The following is a 20,731-nucleotide window of genomic DNA, read 5'->3' as shown; positions in this document are numbered from 1 at the left end:
CGTCGAACGGGATGGGGTGTGATGGCGGGCCCTCTCGTCGAGACCAAGCTCTACCGCCCGCGAACTCGCCAGGGGCTGGTGGCACGGCCACGTCTCGACGACCGCCTGCGGCGGAAGGACAGCGTCGGGCTCACACTCGTGTCAGCCCCGGCCGGCTTCGGCAAGACGACGCTGGTCTCGTCCTGGCCGGCCGAACGTGCGGCGTGGGTCTCGCTGGAGGAGAGCGACCAGGATCCCCTCACCTTCTGGACGTACGTCTTGACCGCGTTGGAACGCGCGGCACCGGGCGTGGCCGAGGGCGCTCTGGTGGTGCTGCAGTCGAGTCCGACGCCGATCGAGACGATCCTCGCCGGCGTCCTCAACGAACTCAGCGTGCTCCCGGATGATGTGGACCTCGTCCTCGACGACTATCACCTCGCGGACGGCGTGGAGATCAGTCGAGGGGTGACGTACCTGCTCGACCATCTCCCGCCCCAGCTGCACCTGCTGATCAGTACGAGGGCCGACCCCGCACTCCCGTTGGCTCGCCTGCGCGCTCGGGGCGAGCTCGTCGAGATCCGCGCCGCCGATCTGCGCTTCACGCTCGACGAGGTGAGCTCCTATCTCAACGGCGTGACCGGGTTAGATCTCGACGCGACGGCTATCGCAACGCTCGAAGAACGCACCGAAGGCTGGATCGCCGCGCTCGGCCTGGCTGCTCTGTCGTTGCAGGGCCGCAGTGACGCGGCCGGGTTCATCGACGGCTTCGCGGGCGACGATCGGTACGTCGTCGACTACCTCGTCGAGGAGGTCCTCGACCGCCAGCCGGAGAACGTCCGCCGGTTCTTGCTCGAGACCTCCGTGGTCGACCGGCTGACCGGACCACTCTGCGACGCCGTGACCGGACAGCCCGGGGGCAAGGCGATGCTCGAATCACTCGAGCGCCAGAACCTGTTCGTCGTACCCCTCGACGACCATCGGCGGTGGTATCGCTACCACCACCTCTTCGCCGATGTCCTGCAGGCGCATCTGCTCGCGGAACGCGGCGACGTCGCTGAGCTGCATCGACGGGCCAGCCGGTGGTACGCCGACTCCGGCGAAACGGTCGCGGCCGTTCGGCACGCCGTGGCCGCCGGGGACGTCGACCGGGCCGCCGACCTGATCGAACTCGCTGTCCCGGGGTTGCGGCGGGAGCGGCAGGAAGCCACCATCCGGCGTTGGCTGGACGACATACCGGACGAGCTCGTCCGGAGACGGCCGGTCCTGGCGATCGGATTCGTCGGCGCGTTGATGGCCAGCAACGACTTCCACGGCATCGGGGATCGGCTCGACGACGTCGAGCGACAGTTGGCCGGACCTGCCGATGCCCTGGTGGTCGTGGATCGCGGCGAGGTCGAGCGTCTTCCCGGCGCCATCGAGACGTACCGGGCCGCGCTCGCCCTCGTCGCGGGCGACCCGGCCGGCACGATCGAGCACGCCGGGCTCGCGCTCGAGCGAGCCGTCGACGGTGACCACCTCACCACCTCGGCCGCCTCGGCGCTCTCCGGCCTCGCCTCCTGGGCCGGCGGGGACCTCGAGGCCGCGCATCGCGGCTACAGCGCCGCCGCCCAGGGTCTCGAACGGATCGGGCACATCTCCGACGTCCTGGGCTGCTCCATCACCCTGGCCGACCTCGAGATCACCCGAGGCCGGCTCCGGCAGGCGCAGACAAGGTTCGAGCGAGCCCTCGAGCTCGCCGGCCACGAGAGCCCAGCCTTGCGTGGAACGGCGGACATGTACGTCGGGTTGAGCCAGCTGGCCTGGGAGCGGAACGACCTCGACGTGGCCGGCGACTACCTGCGCCGTAGCGAGGACTTGGGCGCGAAGGCCGAGCTCCCGCAGAACCCGTACCGATGGCGGGTCGCGATGGCCCGGATCCGCGAGGCCGAGGGCGATCTCGACGGTGCACTGGACCTGCTGGCTGCGGCCCTGCGGGTGTACGTCGGCGACTTCTCACCGGATGTCCGTCCGATCGCCGCCGTCCGGGCGCGACTGCTGATCGCCCGCGGAGAGCTGTCCGCGGCTGCGGACTGGGCGCAGGAGCTGTCGGTCGACGATGAGCTCTCGTATCTCCGCGAGTACGAGCACGTGACGTTGGCCAGGATTCTGCTGGCCCGGCACGGGGACGCCGCACCGCTCCTCGAACGGTTGCGAGCGGCCACTGAGGCAAGCGGCAGAATTGGCACCCTGATCGAGGTGCTGGTCCTGCAGGCCCTCGCCGCTCGCGATCCGGCCGCCTTGGAACGAGCACTGACCCTCGCCGAGCCCGAGGGGTACGTTCGGGTCTTCATCGCCGAGGGGCAACCGATGGTGGCCTTGCTCGCGACGCTACATCGGCGCCGACCCGACTGGGGCTACCTACGCAAGGTTCTCGAGGCGGCGCGCCGGCCTGCGCGGGTCAGCAAGCCGCCTGTCGAGCAGGAGCTCGTCGACCCGCTCAGCGATCGCGAGATCGACGTACTTCGCCTGCTCGCGAGCGAACTCGACGGTCCGTCGATCGCCCGCGAACTCGTGGTGTCGCTGAACACCGTGCGCACCCACACCAAGCACATCTACACCAAGCTCGACGTGAACAACCGGCGTGCGGCGGTCCGGCGAGCCCATCAGCTCGGACTGCTCACCCGCTGAAGATCACCACATGATGTGATGCGTGGTCACCAGGCCCGCTCCTAACTTGCGGCTATGGACCACGACTCAGCTTGGTACGAAATCCGCCTCCAGGGGCGACTCGACCCACGGTGGGCCACCTGGTTCGAGGGCATGACCCTCACCGACCACACCGACGGCACCACCGTCATCCACGGCCTCGTGGCCGACCAGGCAGCCCTGCACGGCCTGCTCCAGCGACTTCGCGATCTCGGTCTGCCGTTGCTCTCGGTCGACCGGCAGACCCAGCACTCAGGAGACTGACATGACCATCACCGTACCGACCACAACCACCACCATCGGCTCCGCAGATCCGACCAGGAACCACGTCCGGGCCGCCGGGATCTTCTACCTGGTGACCTTCGCCGCCTCGATCCCGGCGCTGATTCTGATCCAGCCGGTGCTGAACGACACCGCCTACATCACCGGCGCCGGACAGGACACCCGCGTGCTCTGGGGCTGCTTCCTCGATTTCGTCAACGCCCTCGCCGGCATCGGCAGTGCGGTCGCCCTGTTCCCCGTACTGAAGCGACGCAAGGAATCCCTGGCCCTCGGCTTCGTCACCTCCCGCGTGCTGGAGGCCGCCGTCATCATGATCGGCGTCGTCTGTCTCCTTGCCGTCGTCACGCTGCGCCAGGATGTCGCCGGCACCGCCGGCACCAACCCCGCCACGCTCACCACCATCGGTCAGGCACTGGTCGCGGTCCGCGACTGGACCTTCCTCTTCGGTCCTGGCTTCATGCCGGCTTTCAGCGCCCTGCTCCTCGGCAGCCTGCTCTACCGGTTCCGTCTGGTCCCGCGGTTCATCCCCGCCATGGGTCTCATCGGCGCACCGCTGCTGCTGACCGTCAACATCCTGACCGTCTTGGGACACAACAGCCAGATCTCCGCAGTGTCGGCGGCCGGGACGGTGCTCGTCGCGACCTGGGAGCTGTCGATCGGCATCTACATGACCGTCAAGGGCTTCAAGAACACCGCTGCCTGACCACCCACCGACCCTGCCGGACAGTTGCCGTTGGCAACCTGTTCGGCAGGGTCGTTTGCCGGGGCGTGCCGACGGTACGCCTTGTCAGAGAATGCCGCGGTCCGCGAACGCCTTCTGTACCACAGCAGCCTGGGACACGCCGTACATCGATCGAGCGGTCGCGACCGTTTGCCGGGCCGCCGCCGCGAAGCTGGTGTCCGGGGCGAAGCCGAACTGGGCGTTGACGATGATCCGGTCGGCCACCGTCGGACCGAGCGCGGTGCGGATCTGGAACAGTGCCTGCGACCAGATCTCACCATCGGCGTGCACCTCGCCGACGACGTCCTCCGGGTAGTGCTTCCCGGCGTCCAGACGACGGAGGCAGTGCGGCACGGTCGAGGTGTACGACGTCGAGTCCCAGTCCGCCACGCACGCCAGCGGCGCCTTCACCGGAACGCCGTACTTCTTCGCCACCCAGTCGCCGACAGTCACCGAGAAGTAGTCGCCGAACGCCTCACCGATCGAGCCGGACTCCAGCGTCGACCCGAATCCCGGCACCTGGGCGGCGTGGATCGAGTGCCCGGTCTCGTGCACGATCACCTCGCCGTCCTCAGCGTCGTCCACACCACCCTTGCCGAGGGTGATCGTGTCGCGCTTCTCGATCTCGAACGAGTTGTCCCCGCCGTACTGATCGACCTTGTAGTCCTGGCTCTCGGCGTTCACGGCGGGCAGTTCTGTGCCGAATCCGAGCGACTGCAGGTACTTCTGCGTCTCGGTACCCCAGAAGTACGCCATCACCTGCTCGAACCGGTCGTCGCCGCGGTCGTAGAAATAGGTGCCGTTCGAGCTGTACGCCGCCGGCCCGGTGTTACTGCGCACGTTCGCCCAGGTGCCCTTCAGATAGCCGGAACCGTCCAGGTCGGTCAGCGTCACCTCGTAGTAGTCACCGCGCGGGACCGCGGTCGCGGAGTCGTCCTGGTCGGTGAGCGACTCGTTGCCGCTGGACTGGACCGGGTTCGGAATGAACACGAGAGCCTTGGCCGTGGTCGTCCCGACGGGCGGCTGCTTCGCGTCGGCGGCCGGAGCCGTCAGCCCGATCGCCAGCACTAACGCAGCACTCGCTGTCAAAGCACAACTCGTGATCCAAGCCTTCGACGCCATCGTGGCCTCCGTGTCGACGCACCAGGGGAAACTGCCACCACAAGGTAGGTCGTCCACAGGCTCGGTGGAAGGTCAGAGGCACAGGTTCGGGGATTCCCTGCGCGGGACGCACCGTCACGACCCCGGAGCGAAACCGAGGGCTCACCGATCGGTGATGCGGTGCCGTTCACCAGAACAGGAGGAGGCGGCCGCGGTAGCGGACGCCGTGGCCCTGCATCGTCAGCCGGAACTCGCCCGCCTCGCGGCAGACCGAGGCGCCGATCCGGTGGAGCAGCTCGCAGTCGTTGAAGAGTACGACGCCGGGCCGGTAGGCCACGTGCACCTGCTGTCGCGGACCACTCGCCTCGGCCGGTTCGGGAACGATGTCCATGCCGGTGCCGCCGCTGGGAACTGCAAGCGGGAGGGTGAAGTTGAGGACCCCGTCGATCGCTGCGGTTCGGTCGGCGAAGTACGGCACTTGCTGCGCGAGCTGGTCGTAGTGCCAGCCGCCGCCCTCGAACCGGCCGGCCCGGTCGTAGGACATCAGGTGGAAACCCGGGACGGCGAGCTCGTCCACGAAGTCCACTGGGAGGCGGTAGCGATCCTCGAAGAAGTCGGCCACTCGGTCGTAGAGCCATCGGTAAGCGCCGTATAGCAGAGCGTTGGTGGCTCGCGCCTGTTCGGCGTACGACTGCAGGCTGTTCCGGCTGCGATAGAGCGGTGCGCCGATCGTGGCCAGGTCCGGCCCGGAGTGCCAGCACATGTCTCGGAACGACGGCGAGGGGCTCAGCAGTTGCTGCACCGCGGACGCGGACTCGGCTTTGGTGAGGACTCGGTGCAGGTAGACCTCCGCAGGGCCGACTGACACTCGGCGGGTCCGCGACGCCGTGCTCATCGGGTCACCTGGGCACACGTGACGGCGGCGGCCAGCAATCCGGCAACGGCGGTCGCGATGGGTTGGCCGGTGCCGTACTCGTAGTACAAGAACGCCGGTGACGGGTTGACCTCGAAGCAGAACCACTCCCCCTCCGGCGTGACCCGCAGATCGATGCCCGCGACGGCGAGGCCGAGCCGGGACGTCAGCAAGCGGCAGCGGTCCGCGACGTCATCGGGTACGTCGGTCGTGGACAGCCGTGGGCGCGGCAGGCCCTGGCGGGCGGCGTAGCGATAGTCGTCGGCGTCGCTGCGGATGCGCGTCGCGAAGATCTCCGCCCCGACCACATGAACGCGTACGTCGGTCCCCGGCACCTTTCGCTGGAACTGCGTCGGACAGGACCGCACGTCCTCGAGCGGAATGTCATCGGCCAGGCATCGCACCCGGCTCCGGATCCCGCTCGTGGACTTGTAGATCACGCTGTCGTGAGCGGCCGAGAACTCCGCGACGGCGGCTGGGTCGTTCGTCACGAGAGTCTCGGGGACGGCGAAACCGACGGCAGCGATGTCGCGGAGCTGGGCGGGCTTCGAGCCGTTGCTCGCCGAGGCGGACGGGCGGTTGACGACGTACGCCGGGGTGAGCTCCGCCCACGCGGACAGCACGTCGCCGACTTCCTGGGTGTGCCGCCAGGCCGGCGAGCCAGGCGGCTGGTCGCGTACGGCGGCCACGCGGGCGCCGTCATGTGGTCGTAGGTACGCGGCGCCGATGGTGGCGAGGTCGGCCGCCGTGTCGCCGATTCGCACTGTTCCCTCGACGGTCTTTCCGACGTTCAGCTCGACCGTCGTGTCCAGCACGAGCCGTTGGTCGACGAACAGGAGCGGTACGTCAAGCCGGATGAGCTCGGCGTGTACTGCGGCCAGCGTCGAGTCGCCCGGCAGTCCCCAGAGGAGTGCTGTCACGGTGTGCCGTCCAAAACTCGTGCCAAGGCATCGGCGACGTGCGGGGGCGTGAGATCCGGCCACGCACTGACCTGCGTGATCACGTCGTCGACGAGGTCGGCCTCGAGGGTGGAGCATCCGACTGCATCAGCCAGGATGCACAACTTATGTCCGATCTCCTCGTTCACCGGGCCGAACCAGTTGCCGCCGACAACGGTCACCCGAGTCGCGTCCACGGTTGTGTCGCCGTACGGGTCGTCGTCAGGCATGTCGGTCAGCGTTGCGCGTCGCCGGATCGGACGGGCCCGGAGGCCCACCGCTGTGGCTGCCACGACCCATTGCTCTGGCCGCCAGCCGGGTCCGTTGAGACAGGTGGTGCTCGGCCGGTTGATGACCGGTCCGGGCCATACGCCGAGCCAGGCGTGCAGGAACGCGTCCAGCTCAGCCGCCGCGTACACCGCGTCCTGCGCGTTGACCTGCGGCAGGTCCGCGGCACTGATGCCGCCGAGCCGGGTGAGCACTGACGTCACTCCCGGCCTGGAGGTCACTTCAGCCTGGGCAGCGCCGCGTTCGTCGAGGTGGAGAAGCAGGTGCTCGGAGCTGAGCTCTGCAGGTGTGAGAAGTACGGCTTCGCTCCCCCATCGGGCGGCCAGCTCGCGGGCGGTGATGTCGTGGTCGTGCGCAAGTACCAACCGCATGTCAGCTCTCCGCGGTACCAGGCGGAGGCGGAGCCGCCTTCTTCGCGACAGCCTTCTTCGCGACAGCCTTCTTCGCGGGCGCCGTCTTGGCCGCAGCCTTCTTGGCCGCCGCCTTCTTTGCGGGCGCCTTCTTTGCAGCCGTCTTCTTCGCGGCCGCCTCCCCCGGCGCTGGCTCTCCCACCGCCGCTTTCTTGGCGGGCGCCTTCTTCGCGGCCTTCTTCGCGGCCTTCTTTGCTGCCTTCTTCGCCGGTGGTGGTGGTTCGTCGTCCAGCGCGGTGGCGCCTACGTCGGGGCGGTCGTCGAGCGTGATGAAGGTGCGCTCCCGGCCCGTCGGTGCGCCGGGCGTCAGGTTCGGCGCGAAGGGGGTGTCGAGTTGCTTCTCGATGGCGACCAGCTTCTCCAGAGCGGAGACCTTGTCGATGTGGTCCTTGTCCTTGTGTTCCTTGTGGTCCTTGTCCTCCTTGTCCTTGCCTTCCTTGCTCTGCTCCTTCTCCTTCGTCTCCTTGCCTTCCTTGCCCTCCTTCGACTCCTTCCCCTCCTTGGCTTCCTTGTCCTTGCCCTTCGCGTCCAGCCGGCTGTCGATCTCGGTGATCTTCGCCTCCAGTTCCTGGGTCAGCTCGAAGACCTCCCGCCGCAGCTCGGCCACGCAGTTGCTCGACGTCTGCAGGTCGCGGGAAATGCTGTCCAGCTCCCCCTCGAGCGCGTGGAAGCGGGTGTTGAACCCGATCTCGTCCGGCGTCTGACCGGCCTGCACCACGGTGACGCCGTCGATGAAGTCCGGATGCACGAACAACCGTTGATAGGTCAGCGCACACTCGGGCGCGGTCTCGGCGATCTGCACCTGGAACGTGAACCCGGCCTCGCGCTCGGCTCCCGTCGCGGAGCGGGAGATCGCCTGGCCGAGGACCGCGATCACCGCGTCCTCACCGAGGCCGGCCTCCCGCAGCGCGGCCGCGATCGTGCTTCCCGGTACGCCGAAGACGAGCGGCCCCTCGGCGTTGCTGTCGTTGGTGGACATGGTCCCCTCCTGCGCGGCGGCTGATCAACGAACGGTGCGGTAGTGGCGGTAGGTCCGGGCTGCGGCGGCGGTCAGCGGGAACGGCGTCCCGGAGCCGTCCACGTCGACGTGGTGCTGGCGTAGGTCCCACGTGTTCGCCCGTACGCCGACGGGCGTCACCAGCTCGACCAGGTTCATCAGGTGCTCGTACTGGCGCAGCGTCAACAGCGCCCCCGCGGGCAGCGCGGGACTCCACTCGTACGGATCGTTGCCGAGTCCGCGGACGTGGGCCAGACAGCTCACCACGCTGATGCCCGCGCCGGCTGCGTAGATCTGCGTGGCCGATCCACGCCGCGGGTCGAGCCGGACGGCCTTGCCCGCCAGCCCGCGCGACTCCCAGCGGTAGAGCACAGTCTGTCGCGCGGCCAGGTTGCTCCCCGCGAGCGGCAGCCCGGTCACGCCGAAGACGAGTACGACGTTGCCGTTGGCATCGATGAACGCGACCACACTGCTGGCCGCCGCAGCCGCTGCCGCCGTCAGAACGGCAGCGACCTGTTCGGGGTGAGCGGTGATCGCCGCGGTCCCGTCCGGCCCGAGATCGAACGCCGCGAACAACCGCGTGGACACCGCACCCAGCTGCCGCCGGAATCCGTCGAGCTGCTCGGCAACCGGTACGCCGACCTGCGCCAGCCGCTGGGTGAGGTCGGGAAACACCGATGCCGCTTGTGCTCCCGGCAACAAACCCGACACGTCGACAGGCGTGAGCTGGCGGGCTTCCATCGCCGCGACCACCGCGGCCAGCGGCGCGTCGTACCCGGTGTTCGTCGACGTGACGAGGCTCGCCGTGGCGGTCAGCGGCAGCGGCGCCTCCGGGCCGGGCATCAGGTCGACGACGAGTGGGCCCATCGGCAGTGTGCTGACGAACACGGTTGCGTCCGGCAACAGTTCGGCGGTGCGCAAGCCGCACGCGTCGAGCAGCCACGCTCCGGCCGGATCGTCCGACCGCGGCCGCGGCACGAGGCCCGGATCGCCCAGCACCTGCGCGGCGGCGACCGCGGCATCGAGGACGGCCGGATCGGGTGCCGACAGCTGCGCGCCGAGACCGAGCTCGAAGCGGGACCCGCCATCGTCGTGCTGTCCGGCCACCAGAGCTGTCCACGGTTGCGCACCAAGTTGCCGGCACCGGGTCTCGAGCAACTCCAGCGCGCCCGCCAAGGCCGGCGCCAGCGGTTGGTGATCCGGCAGCGCCCAGCGCGCCAGAGCTGCGCGGGTCCTCGCCACCCGATCCTGGACGCGTTGCGGCAGCAGCCGGGCCTGGTGTGCCGCGTCCCCGTCGGCGCTGCCGGCGGGCCAGACCAGGTGCACCTGCCGAACAGCCTGCAACAATGTGGCCCTGCTGCCCGGGGAGTCCGGCGCAACCAGCCGGAAGGCGACGTGGACCGCGTTGCGGGTCTCGTCGATCTCGACCGGAGCGGGCAAGCCAGGTCCGGGCGCGCTGTTCAGAACGCTCTCACCCCACGACGGCGTCGGCAGTCGCCAGCCCCGCAACAGCGCGAGCCGCGCCCGGTACTCCGCGTCGTCCTCGAGGCGGCCTGGTGGCGACAGCGGTTGGGTTGCCGGAGACCGTCGTACGGCGTCCCATACCAACTCGTCGGCGAAGCGCGGGCACCCGAGATCGGACCCGATGCGATCGAGGGCGTTCCCGCGCGCATCGGCCAGCACACGCATCGCTGCGACCTCGCGCGCGCATCGCCGCAGCCGCTGCTTCTCCGCGAGGACTGCGGCGAGCACGCGGCCGGTCAGACCTTGGACGAGATCGATCCGCACCAGATTCCGCACCTTGGCAGGTGGCAGCTGAGTCGTCGTGCCGTCTGCGGCGATCAAGGTCGCGGACACCGACAGCTGAAGCTGCGGCGCCACCCCAAACTCATCCACCGACGGGACGTACGCAGGCAGGCTGCTTCCCGCCTGACTCCACACCTCGAACGTCACTGCCGGCTGATCCGCAGCCGGCCCCGGCTGAAGAACCCGCGGTACGACGACGCACCGGTCCCGCTCGGTGTCCACCAGCAGCGTGACGTTCAGTACGGCGTACCGACTGCCGGCCGGCACGGTCACCTGCGCGTTCGCGACACCGTCCCAGGGCAAAGGCTCCGGTGTGGTCGCACCCGCCAGCGGACCGATGAGCTCGCGGGCGACGGCCGCGAGTGATCCGGCGCCAGGCTCGGAGACCTGGTCGAGCAAATCGGCCGTTGTCTGCGGGACTGTCATGGTCACCTCACCGCACCGACAGCAGGTCCGGGGCGTCGACCAGTACGGCGATCTGGCCGGCGCCGAGAGTGAGGTTCTGGTCAGCGTCGAGGACCTGCGGACCGTCACTGCCATCCGTCGTACTGCCCGCCGCATCGACCAGCGGTGGGAACCGGAGGAGCCGGAGGTTGACGACATCGGTGATGCCGGGCTCGGACATCAGGGCCGCGGTGATCGCAGCCGACCGGACCGGTTCGGCCAGCCGGAGGCGGTCGACGACGCGATGCAGGCGCTCCGAGAGCCGGCCCTTGAGCGCCAGTGCGGACGGGCTCGAGTTCGTGCTCGCCGTGCTCCCGGCCGGCAACGCCAATCCCGTCGTCACGATCTCGGCCTGGACACCGACGAACACCTGGTCGGCCTCGACCACGTCAGGGAACACACCGACCGGGCGGACGTCCCGGATGGCGGCTTCGACGGATGCCTGCAGCCCGTTCGGCCCGTCCCACACTGCTGCTTCCGTCGGCGCGACGAGGACGCTGACGAAGTACGGCGACGCCAGGTCACGGTCGATCGCGAACATCCGCTCCAGGAAGGTGAAGTCGCCGAACACGGACTGGGACAGGTCGATGCCGCCCCAGCCGTCGCGAACACTGACCTGGCGGACTCCCGGCAGGAGCGAGACCGTCGTGGCGATGGCCTCCGCGGACCAGATCGACCGTGGCGCCGCCAGCAGCAGGGCCCGGTACCGCTCGTCGTCCCAGTGCTGTTCACCGCCGGTCAGTGCGGCGGTGTGCGCGATCCGGACCAGCCCCTGACCGGCCGCCGACGCGCCGGCGGGCAGTCCGGCCGCCGCGTCGGCGGCGAGCAGGTCCGCAAGTTTGCCATCGGCAACTTCCCAGCGATCGATCCGCTGCGGATGGTTGCCATCGGCATCGGCAACGGAAGGGTCGAGGTTGCCGATCGGACCCGGGTCGAAGCTGACCACGGCCGCGGGCAATGACGTCGTACGGCGGGACAGTGTCGTCGTCGCGGCGAGGGCCACCCGGTGACCGCCGGGCGTACTCATCCGGCTGCCGCGCGGGAGCACGAGTTGCTCGATGCCGTTCGGCAGCGCGCCGGCCAAGGTGAGCGTGATCTGGCCGGACGCCACCAGGAAAGGCCGGTCGAGGCCGAGCTCGGCGCCGAGATCGCCCAGCGCCTGGCCGCGGGCGGTGCTGACGAAGCAGTCGTCGTAGAGCGCGCCGAGAGCGGACCACGTCCGCGCGTCCTCGAGTGCGCTGACCTCCAGCAGCTTGCGCAGCACGCTGCCGCTGGACAGGTCGAGGTCCTCGTCGATCAGCCGGCGGGCCAGCGCGATCTTCTCCGCCAGCAGCCGGGTGAACGGCTTGGGCAGGAAGCCGGCCGCGGTGACGCCGAACCCGTCGCTGCCGGTCGACCGCGTCACCTCGTCGTCGACCGCCAGGATCTCGCTGAGGTCCAGGCTCGTGTCGTCGCTCACTGTCCGTCCTCCTGTCTGGCCTGCTGTCCGGCGTCCGGTGCCGGGCCGAGTCCGGCCACGGTGAGGGAACCGCCGGCATCACTGATCGCCTCGAACGCGACCGAGACCTCCAGCGCCCGCGACCCGGCCGACGGCGTACCGGCCGTCAGCTGGGTGATCCGGCGGACGCGCGGGTCGGCGGCGACCAGTTGCGCGACCGCACTCCGCAAGGCCTCCCGCGCGATCGCGGGCGACGTCTGCTCGGCCAGCGGCCCGAGCCCGAGGAAGCCGAAGCGCGAGTTGAACGGATCGCTCCCCCGCAGCGAGGTGAGGCCGACGGCGAGATCCTGGGTGAGGGAGTCGAGTCCTTCCACGACGTCGAGGTCGACGCCACCCGGCGTACGGCGGAGGCCGACGTCGCGGGCCAGATCCGAGTTGTCGACGAGGTCGGCCCGGACACCGACGCCGAGCAGCCGGCGGCGCCGTACCGTCTCGTCGGACGCCGGCAGGTCGGGCGTGCTGGAGGCGATCGGGCTCATGGCATCCTCACGAGGCACTCAGCTTGGACTGGCCGGGATGGACCGTGGCCGGAAAGGTCGCGGGTACGTCGTTGACGGAGTTCACCGCGTCGCTGTCGAGCAGCACCGGCGAACCGCCGACGGTGAGCTTCTTCGCGCCCTTGCTGGTGACGGTGGTGCTCTTGCAGGGATGGCCGACGCCGTTGGTGTCCTTGAAGATGCAGTCCGCGTAGGCCGCGTCGCCAGCCACGGATGTCAGCGGGATCGCCGGCGAGCTGCCGACGGTCAGCTTCACGGTGTCGGGCGCGGTCAGACTCCGCTTCCCGGTGTGTGTGCAGGTGAGATCGCCGGCATCGACGACGACCAGCGGGCCGGCCATCAGCTCACGTCCATCGTGCCGGTGACGGAGACCTTGACGTCCGCCGCCTTGAGCGTGATGTCGCCGTCGCCGGCGTCGAGGGTGATCCCGGTGCCGGTGATCGCGATGGTGCCATCGTTGTGCAGCACGATCCGGGCCGCCTTCCCGTCCTTGGTGTTCTCGAGCAGGACGACGCCGACCTCGCCCGGATCCGGGCGCTCGGTGCACTGCCGCGGGATGTCGGCCACGCGGAGCGTCAGACCGCTGACCTCGACGACCCGGCGGCCGTCGGCGTCGATGAGGTCGTGACTGGCGTCGCCGGAGCTGGGTGGTGCCGCGTTCTCCGTGGCCGGAAGATCGTCGGTGGGGATCGACACCGGCAGGACCAGCCACCAGTCGCCGGGCTCGGCGGGCGGCGTGGCGCCGTCGTCCCAGACGCTGCCGAGGTCGACGACGTCCCGGCCGCCGCCGGTGTCCGCGAGCAGCACGCGTTCACCGGGATAGCGGGGAAGCACCAGGCCGTACCCGCCGTACGCGAACGGGGTCACGACCGGCACCTGCCGGAGTTCGCCGTGGTCGTCGGGAGTCACCGGCAAACGTCGTACAGCCGACGGTTGACCGTCGTCCGGCGCCGTGGAGTACCAGAGGTCGCTGCTCGTCTGCGCGGGCGAACCGCCACCCGGCTCGGCGGGATGCGCGCGGATCTGACCGACCAGGAAGCGCAGGGCGCGGCTGCCCCGAGTCACCGCACGGGCGACCCCACGGACCGCCCCGGCCGCCCCCGAGGCCTGGTCGGCCGGCACGCTGCCACGGACGGATTCCTGTTCGGCGTGCACATCATCGTGGCGCGGCGGCGGGACAGGATCCCAGCCGTCGTCCTTGTCGTCTCGCAGCGCTGACGCCCGGACGACGGTCACGAAGCCCTGCCGGATCGAGAGCCGATGCGTCACGCCGGTCACCAGGCACGGCTGTCCGGGCGTCGAGTCCGACCGCGAACCGACCAGGTCCGCCAGGTCGTTGAGCAGCGGCAGCCCACGTCCGGTGGATGCGAGCTGGGGGAAGTCCTCCGGCGGCAGCGGCATCTTCACGATGTCACCGGGCTTGACGTCGGGGCGGCCGAGGCACGTCGCGGTGACTGTCGCGCGCGGCTTGGCGCCCGGCTGGTCCGTCGAATCCGGTGTCGGGACCTCGGCGTCGGCGCCGCGCGTCACGGCCAGCAGCCCGCTCGTCGTGTCGACCACGCGCTCGACTCCGAGTCGCGCCGTACCGGCGTCGGTCGCCGTCCACATCCCTACGTGCAGTACGCCGTCCCGGACGACGGCGGCGGACAGGCCCTGCCGGCCGAGGGACGCGGCGGCCTGGTTCCGCACCGTCCGCAGCGCATCGAGCGCCGATCCGGGACGGATGTCGGCGAAACTCTTCTCGTCCGCCGCCGGAGTGAGTGATTTCAGTCCGTGCGTCACGACCTGCAGACCGGCATCGCGGGCGATGCCCTGGGCGGCCGCCTCGAGCGACTCGTAACAGAGGCCTCTGACCTTGGCGTCGCCGAGGCGGGCGAAGACGAGTTCGCGTCCGCTGATGATCGTGTTGTAGCGCCGCTCCCCCGCCTCCCGGCGCAGGGTGTCGACCCGGATCACCGCGACGAGACTGCCGGCCGGCGGGGCCTGTGTGGTGCCGCCCAGCAGGTCGCTCAGCCCGGCCGCCCGGGTCAGGTCCGCGAACACGCCGGAGCCGGAATCCTTCCACCACAGGTGGATCGCGGCGTTCAGCGACTGGCCGGCCGGATGCCTGATGCGTTGGTAGTCCTCGTCGGTGAGGCCTTCGACGATCACCTCGTACCGCCCGCCGGACAGGTCCGCCGGAAGGGTGGCGGTGACACTGCCGTCGTACGTGTCGCCGGTGATGGTCAGACGCTGCGACCGGCCGGCGAGGTCGTCGAAGAACACCACGGCCCACGTCGGCAGCGTTCCCGGAGTGACGTCGCGGCTCGGGCTGCCGGCGCCCAGCGGATCGGTCAGGCCTGTGGTCATCGCGCGCTCCTCCGTACCAGGTCGAGAGCCGGATCTCGGGGCGTCGGCGCCGGGCCGGAGTCGGCTGCGACGAGCAAGTCGCGCCAGCGCAGCACGAGCCGGCTACCGGAAGCGCCCGGTGCACGCAGGGTCGCGGCCGTCACGACGAGACGATCGACCACTACCTCCACTTGCGCGCGGCCGTTGTCGGCCAGCTGGATCGGCCGGTGCTCGACCACCACGGCGCTGTCGGCGATCCGTTCGTCGACCACGAGGGTGAGCCGTGGCCGCGGCAGATCGACGGGCGTCCGCTCGAACGACGTACCGGCGGTGAGGTCGTCCCAGACGACGGTCAGCGGATCCGCGTCGAGCAGGACGCGGGCGGCCCCGACCGGTACGGCGAGCACGAGCGTGCGGGATGCGTCTAGCACGACCCGGAGCGGTACGCCGTCGGTCAGCCCGGACTCGACCACCGTGCCGGCCGGGGTGACTGCCGGTGGGAACACATCCGGCCCGAGCGCGTCGGCGTACGCGTCGACGAGCGGCCGGGTCACGAAGGCGGGGAGTTGTGTCATCCGGCGGCCTCAGAACGGCAGGACGTCGGTGAGTGCGCCGACCCCGATCGCAGTGACATCGATGAGCCGGGTGAGGCTGCCCGGGGGCGGCAGGTGGACCAGCCGCATGGTCACGTCGATGGTGTCCCGGCGAGCTGCCGTGAAGCTGAACGACAGCGACTGGACGGCCAGGTTGGTCCGCACGGTCGCGCTCGAGACCAGGACCAGCCCAGTGCCGAGACCGCCGGTCTTCGGGGACAGCACAGTGCCGTAGCGGCTCGCCTCCGCGATGTTCTCCAGTGCCGTCTTCCACTCCATCCGCAACGGCCCGATCAGGACCGCGTTGAGTCCGATGGAGTCGTCGTGCGCGGGCAGCGCGACCCGTCGGCTCGTCCCACCGATCGCCGGAACCGAGAACGTCGAATCGATCGACAACTGGGTCACCGCCCACAGTGGCACCGGCACAACTCCGTCGAACAACACCGCGCTCGGGGTGTGCAGGTACGGCGCGAAGCTGCTCGTCATCGCAGTGCCTTGAGCTGGCGGATGAGTGCGAGGACGTCCGCGGCGGTCACCTTGTCGGTCCAGCGAGCGGCGCGATCGTGGAACGCCTTGACCACGGCGTCGATCCGGGCGAGCCGGGCCGGATCGGCATGACCCGTCGTGATGTCGCGCTGGAGATCCTGGACGACGTTGGTCAGCGCGTCGATCGCCTCGATCAGATGGCTGTCCTCGGATTCGAACGCGCGCTTCAGCAACTTCGCGCCGACCAGCTCCGTCCGTCCGCGTCGCTCCACTTCCTTTCCTTCGAGCAGCGTCGCGAGGTTGTCGAGCCGCTCACCGGTCCGCTGTACGGCGGGATGCGCGAGGTCCTGCGTCGTCCGCGAGGTCCGGCCGAGTGCTTCGACCAGGACCTTCGGCGGCTCGACCCGTTCGATCAAGTGCCGGCTGTCAGTTCCCGACTGCGCCGCGGACTCGATCGCTGCCCGGCTCTTCCGCGTCACCGGCGCGCCGTACACCTCCGCGGCCGGTGAGGCCCCGACCAGCTTGAAGTCGACATTGGTATCGCTCGGCGCGGAGCCGGCCGGCACGCTCGTCTCGAAGACGTACAGCTCATGAATCTGCCCGTCGACGACCGCGCTGAGGGTGTACTCACGGCTTGCCAGCGTCTGTCCGCGCTTCTGCGTCCGCGTGGTCCACAGGTACTCGACCCCGGACTCGGCGTTGTCCCGCAATCTGCGCGCCCACATCTCGACCCCGCTCCTCTCCAGCCACTGGTTGATCCGCCGTACCGCGTGGGCGACGCCGTACGGCGCGTCCAGGCCGAGGCCGGGTGACGCGGCACCGTGCGCGCGCTCCGTCTTCGCCGCGCGGTACGCCTCGCTCACGTCCCCGGCGGTGAACAAGACGTCCTCGCCCCGAGTCAGCCCCCGGCCCTTCGTCACACTCGGGCCGGTCAGCAGCTCCTCGACGACCGCTCCGGTGCCATGCTCCTTCCAGACCCGGTAGCCGTACTCGGGGAAGTGCAGGACGACGTCGTCCTTCAGGTCAGGCCAGTGCCACAGCAGGCCCTCGGCGTCGATCTCCTTCGTGATCGTGGCGATCTGTTCGCCCCATCTCTTCCCGCCGCGCCCCGGGATGAGGTCGCCCTTGCGCGGTGCCCGGGTCGGCCGGTCGGCGAGGCCGGGACGAGCGCCGGGGTACTGCGGCTCGTGGCGACGCCGGCCACGTTGCCGCGTGGCGGGGACGGCCGGCTCGGTGGTCACCGGCGGCCTGATGGGTTCGATCGTGACACCGGGTGGCGGCGTATGCGGCAGCGGCGGGAGCGGAGGGAGCGCGGCGCCTTCGGTCTCGGCCCACGTCTTCGGATCGACCAGCTTCCGGGTCTCCGCGCGCAGGTCGGCGAAGTTCTGCCCCATCCCCTCGGTGTCGATGTCCTCGAGCGATCCGGTCAGCACCCGCTCGTAGACGAAGTGGATGGCCTCGCGCAGCTGGGTCATCCGGCCGACGACGCGGTTCATCTTCATCACGTACTCCGAACCCAGCAGCTCCATCGCGTCGATCACGGACTCGATGACCACGTGCTGCGCCCGCTCGTGCGGTACGTCGAACCGGGCGGCGAAGGCCTCGACCACGGGGTGTCCCTTCAGGTTCAACCGGATCTGCGCCTCGAACTTGGTACCGCGGAGGAAGTTCACGGTGTCCCTCCCTCCGGCGACCCTTCGATCGCCAGGTCCAGCACGCCACCCAGGTCGCCGATCGTGGCCTCGCCGGTGACGGCCACCTGGTGGGCGACCGCGTCGGTGATCCGGTTCATCGCCTTCGAGAGCGCCAGGTTGATCAGGTAGCCCTGCGTCAGCTGTTTGGTGAACTCGACCGTGAAGTGCTCCAGACTCAGCTCGGCCAGCCGCTTCGCGATGTTGCGCATCGCCTGCTGGGTGGCGGCCACCGCCGCCTCGGTCGCCTCCCGCTTGATCAGCGAACTCCCGGCGCTCCGGGCGCCGCGGACCGCGGACGGGATCTCGGGCAGCACGGTGAGCGCGGCGTTGATGACCGCCGCCCACATCTCGGCCTCGACCTGCGCCTTCGACAGAATGTCGTCGGCGTCCAGCATCGCGCGCTGCAGGTCGCGGTGCTCGAATGCGGTCTCCAGTCCTTCGACGGCCTGGACCGCGCCGACCGCGAACGCGAGCGGTGCGCAGACGACGGCCAGCACGGTCATTCCGACCAGGTTGAGGATCTCGAACAGTTCGGCCTTGCCGATCTCCGTCTCGGCGAGCCGCGCCATTCCAGTGACGTAGGCCTCCTCATCGGTGAAAGCCGGCCGGAGCCGTTCGGCGGCGATCTTGTGGATACCGGACAGCTTGGCGCCGATGTCGGTCTCGGCACCCTTGTCGTCAGGGCTGAAGTTGGCCAGGCCGAAGGCATACTTCCGGTCGGCGGCCGCCTTGCGCTGCCAGTGCTCGTTCTCCTTGATCAGGTCGGTGAGCAGGCTCTTGAAGATGTCGTCGACCGCCGTGGTGAGGGCGTGGCCGGCAGCGGTCGACGCATAGGCGTCCAGCACCTGTGCCGCCCTCAGCTTCTCGACCAGGTCTTCGACCTCGGGGACCTTGTCCAGCACAGGATCGATCGCCGTCACCTGCTGGCGCGCGGCCGAGAGCACAGCGTCCAGCTCGGCCAGGGTCCACCAGCGCCCCCGGCCGTCGTACACCTTCGGGCCGTTCTTGAACGGAGCGACGGTCCCGGCCTCAGGCTCAGGCGCGTCGGGGTCCGGGGTGAGAGAGCCGATCACCTGCCCGGTCATGGCGATCCACCCGGCGGTGAGTCCCCCGGGGATGCCTATGGCCATCACCCGCTCCCGCTGTAGCTCGTCGAGCAGCGCCTGCCGCAACCTCATCAGCTCGGGCAGGTCCGCGAGCATGACGGTGAGCAGCACCCGCGTCATCGCCATGTACGACTTGAAGTTCTGGGCGCGCTTGCTGAGTTCGTCGCCGCTGGCGAGGAGCACTTGCAGGAGCACGTCCTGGCACTGGGTGACGAACATCGAGGCCACCGCGTCGTCACGGGCCGAGCCGAAGACGCCCGCGAAGGCGGCCACCCACTCGGCGGCGTGGCCGGCGATCGGGCATCGCAAGCGATGCTTGTCGTCCTGGCTGAGCATGTGGGTGATGTACTCGCGCTCCAGGTCCTTGATCGCCCCGAAGGCGGCTGCCATGTTCCGCAACTGCGGCGCCATCGGTGCGTGATTGCGCACGAGGGTCCGGCAACTGCGGTCGATGTGCACCATCGCCGCGATCAGGAAGCCGCCGACATAGTTGCCCGGCGACATGTGCAACAGGCCCGCGACCTCCGCCACCTTGTGGCTCAGCCGGACGGAGATGTGGTGCGGCCACAGCGCGATGTCCTGCTCGCCGAGGAACGGAGTGTCCGGCGTGGACGGAGAGTCGTGCAGGAGACCGAACATCCCCAGCCAGCTGAACGGCTCGTCGGCGTTGAGCGGTGGACACTTGCCGTACGTGTCCTTCGGGGCGTCCGGGTCGTCCTCACTGAGCACCAGGACGTCGACCGGTCCGCGCGGTAGCCGCGGGTCGGCCGCGCCGATCCAGACCGGGCTGCCGTCCGCCGTCAATTGGTAGAGATACAGCGTGTCCTTGACCCGGGCCCAGTCCGGAAGCCGCTTGATCTTGCGCTCGGCCTGTCGTCTCAGCTCTGCCTGGTCAGCGCCACCGCCGGCCTCCTGCCGCAACTCGACCATCATCGCCTCGACGAATAGGTCGAACACCTGCGCCGCTCCACTGGCCTGGCCGTAGAGACTCCACTGATCCGCGCTCACGAGGCCGATGTTGTCCGTGAGCTGGGCTTGGCGGTCTCCACTCTTGAAGTCCCAGACCTGCAGCTGCATGCCGTCCAGCTGCCGGGCGCGCTCGCCGTCGAACGCGAAGAACGCCACGAAAGCGCCCTCCCCGGAAGCGGGCGCGCCGACGACGGCGATCGAGTCCGGCGGTGCGCCACCGGAGCGCCGAACGACCTCGGCCCACACCTGAGCGGAGTTCTGGAATCTGGACAGCCGTCGCCGTGGTCTCCGGCCGGCGGACGTGTCGCGTTCTCGCGGCAGACCGTCCAATCGCATACTGATGTGGGCCGCGTTCTGGTCGTAGTACGGGACCAGGTAGGCATCACCGGCCGCACCCAGCTGGACGCGATCGTCGTCCCGGACCTCGCCCTCGCCGGACTCGTCCGGCTCGTCTCCGGCGGTCGTCGTACGCCGGGACAGCCGAGCGACTGCGAGGTCGACGCTGGTCAGCAACGACTCCTCCAGCGCACCGGCCACCCGCCCGGGCAGTGGATCGCCACTGAAGCAGATCGCGGTCGGCGCGGCCCGGCAATCCTTTGCCTCGCTGACGATCCGCACGGTCAGCGCCCGGTCGACGGCCCGGCCGAGGGCAGCGTCTACGGCGTCCGTGACCAGCCACACGAGGTCGTCGTCGACCCTGTCCTCGGTGACCTCGACCCGCACCCGGACGGGCATCCGGACCGTCGTCACGACAGCGCCTCCAGGGCCGCCGTGAGCTGGGCCAGCGTCATGTTCACGTGGTCCTCGGGATCGCATGCGGGGACGATCCGGATCTCCACCTCGACCGGGAACTCGAGCACGAGCCCGTCGTCCTGGATCCGCGCCAGGACGGCCTTGCTGTCCGGCCCGGGTATCACCAGCTCACCCGCGCTGACGACCACCAGGCCGGTGCGCTCGGTGATTCGCGGCTCCTGCATCACGACTCCCCTGGTCTGT

General features: G+C 69.6%; 18 protein-coding genes. 3 read left to right on the top strand and 15 right to left on the bottom strand.

The window, feature by feature from the left end; genetic code table 11:
• The first annotated feature begins 21 nt into the window (after nucleotides 1–21).
• From OG555_RS32995 to OG555_RS32985, 3 genes are read left to right on the top strand one after another with little or no spacing between them, the layout of a single operon-like run.
• Nucleotides 22–2,646, top strand: coding sequence for a LuxR C-terminal-related transcriptional regulator (locus OG555_RS32995; RefSeq protein WP_329476469.1), 2,625 nt, complete (start codon nucleotides 22–24; stop codon nucleotides 2,644–2,646).
• Nucleotides 2,647–2,700: 54 nt separating this feature from the next.
• Nucleotides 2,701–2,928: a hypothetical protein gene (locus OG555_RS32990; protein ID WP_329476468.1), complete on the top strand. Its 228-nt coding sequence runs from the start codon at nucleotides 2,701–2,703 to the stop codon at nucleotides 2,926–2,928.
• Nucleotide 2,929: 1 nt separating this feature from the next.
• A complete protein-coding gene (locus OG555_RS32985; RefSeq protein WP_329476467.1) occupies nucleotides 2,930–3,649 on the top strand; it encodes a DUF4386 domain-containing protein in 720 nt (239 codons plus the stop codon).
• Between the two features lie 84 nt (nucleotides 3,650–3,733).
• On the opposite strand, the gene OG555_RS32980 is transcribed toward OG555_RS32985, so the two are convergent.
• The 15 genes from OG555_RS32980 to OG555_RS32910 form a co-directional block, all read right to left on the bottom strand.
• On the bottom strand, nucleotides 3,734–4,789 hold the full coding sequence (locus tag OG555_RS32980) for a M4 family metallopeptidase (RefSeq protein ID WP_329476466.1): 1,056 nt from the start codon (nucleotides 4,787–4,789) through the stop codon (nucleotides 3,734–3,736).
• 166 nt (nucleotides 4,790–4,955) lie between these two features.
• On the bottom strand, nucleotides 4,956–5,663 hold the full coding sequence (locus OG555_RS32975) for a hypothetical protein (RefSeq protein ID WP_329476465.1): 708 nt from the start codon (nucleotides 5,661–5,663) through the stop codon (nucleotides 4,956–4,958).
• Entirely contained in the window at nucleotides 5,660–6,601 is a 942-nt protein-coding gene (locus tag OG555_RS32970; protein WP_329476464.1) for an ATP-grasp domain-containing protein, read from the bottom strand. The genes OG555_RS32975 and OG555_RS32970 overlap by 4 nt, the downstream gene beginning before the upstream one ends.
• Nucleotides 6,598–7,278, bottom strand: a complete 681-nt coding sequence (locus OG555_RS32965) for a hypothetical protein (RefSeq protein ID WP_329476463.1) — start codon at nucleotides 7,276–7,278, stop codon at nucleotides 6,598–6,600. The genes OG555_RS32970 and OG555_RS32965 overlap by 4 nt, the downstream gene beginning before the upstream one ends.
• Nucleotide 7,279: 1 nt before the next feature.
• The gene (locus OG555_RS32960; protein WP_329476462.1) at nucleotides 7,280–8,296 is read right to left on the bottom strand and encodes a hypothetical protein; all 1,017 of its coding nucleotides are present in this window, start codon (nucleotides 8,294–8,296) and stop codon (nucleotides 7,280–7,282) included.
• A 24-nt stretch (nucleotides 8,297–8,320) separates the two neighbouring features.
• Nucleotides 8,321–10,546, bottom strand: a complete 2,226-nt coding sequence (locus OG555_RS32955) for a hypothetical protein (RefSeq protein WP_329476461.1) — start codon at nucleotides 10,544–10,546, stop codon at nucleotides 8,321–8,323.
• A 7-nt stretch (nucleotides 10,547–10,553) separates the two neighbouring features.
• Nucleotides 10,554–12,023 (bottom strand): hypothetical protein, encoded by a 1,470-nt coding sequence (locus tag OG555_RS32950; RefSeq protein WP_329476460.1) that lies wholly within the window; start codon nucleotides 12,021–12,023, stop codon nucleotides 10,554–10,556.
• The gene (locus OG555_RS32945) at nucleotides 12,020–12,541 is read right to left on the bottom strand and encodes a hypothetical protein (protein ID WP_329476459.1); all 522 of its coding nucleotides are present in this window, start codon (nucleotides 12,539–12,541) and stop codon (nucleotides 12,020–12,022) included. The genes OG555_RS32950 and OG555_RS32945 overlap by 4 nt, the downstream gene beginning before the upstream one ends.
• 7 nt (nucleotides 12,542–12,548) lie before the next feature.
• Complete coding sequence (locus OG555_RS32940; protein ID WP_329476458.1) at nucleotides 12,549–12,899, bottom strand: hypothetical protein; 351 nt, start codon at nucleotides 12,897–12,899, stop codon at nucleotides 12,549–12,551.
• Nucleotides 12,899–14,908, bottom strand: a complete 2,010-nt coding sequence (locus OG555_RS32935; protein ID WP_329476457.1) for a hypothetical protein — start codon at nucleotides 14,906–14,908, stop codon at nucleotides 12,899–12,901. Before OG555_RS32935 ends, OG555_RS32940 begins: the two co-directional genes overlap by 1 nt.
• On the bottom strand, nucleotides 14,905–15,462 hold the full coding sequence (locus tag OG555_RS32930; protein ID WP_329476456.1) for a hypothetical protein: 558 nt from the start codon (nucleotides 15,460–15,462) through the stop codon (nucleotides 14,905–14,907). Before OG555_RS32930 ends, OG555_RS32935 begins: the two co-directional genes overlap by 4 nt.
• Before the next feature lie 9 nt (nucleotides 15,463–15,471).
• On the bottom strand, nucleotides 15,472–15,966 hold the full coding sequence (locus OG555_RS32925) for a hypothetical protein (RefSeq protein ID WP_329476455.1): 495 nt from the start codon (nucleotides 15,964–15,966) through the stop codon (nucleotides 15,472–15,474).
• Complete coding sequence (locus OG555_RS32920) at nucleotides 15,963–17,639, bottom strand: hypothetical protein (RefSeq protein WP_329476454.1); 1,677 nt, start codon at nucleotides 17,637–17,639, stop codon at nucleotides 15,963–15,965. The genes OG555_RS32925 and OG555_RS32920 overlap by 4 nt, the downstream gene beginning before the upstream one ends.
• Nucleotides 17,636–20,485, bottom strand: a complete 2,850-nt coding sequence (locus OG555_RS32915; protein WP_329476453.1) for a hypothetical protein — start codon at nucleotides 20,483–20,485, stop codon at nucleotides 17,636–17,638. Before OG555_RS32915 ends, OG555_RS32920 begins: the two co-directional genes overlap by 4 nt.
• Entirely contained in the window at nucleotides 20,482–20,712 is a 231-nt protein-coding gene (locus OG555_RS32910; RefSeq protein ID WP_329476452.1) for a hypothetical protein, read from the bottom strand. The genes OG555_RS32915 and OG555_RS32910 overlap by 4 nt, the downstream gene beginning before the upstream one ends.
• Between the last annotated feature and the right edge of the window lie 19 nt (nucleotides 20,713–20,731).

Origin of the sequence: Kribbella sp. NBC_01484, assembly GCF_036227145.1 — a bacterium.
Lineage (GTDB): Bacteria > Actinomycetota > Actinomycetes > Propionibacteriales > Kribbellaceae > Kribbella.
Note: the sequence above shows the minus strand (reverse complement) of the source record. Positions and strands in the feature narration are given on the sequence as shown.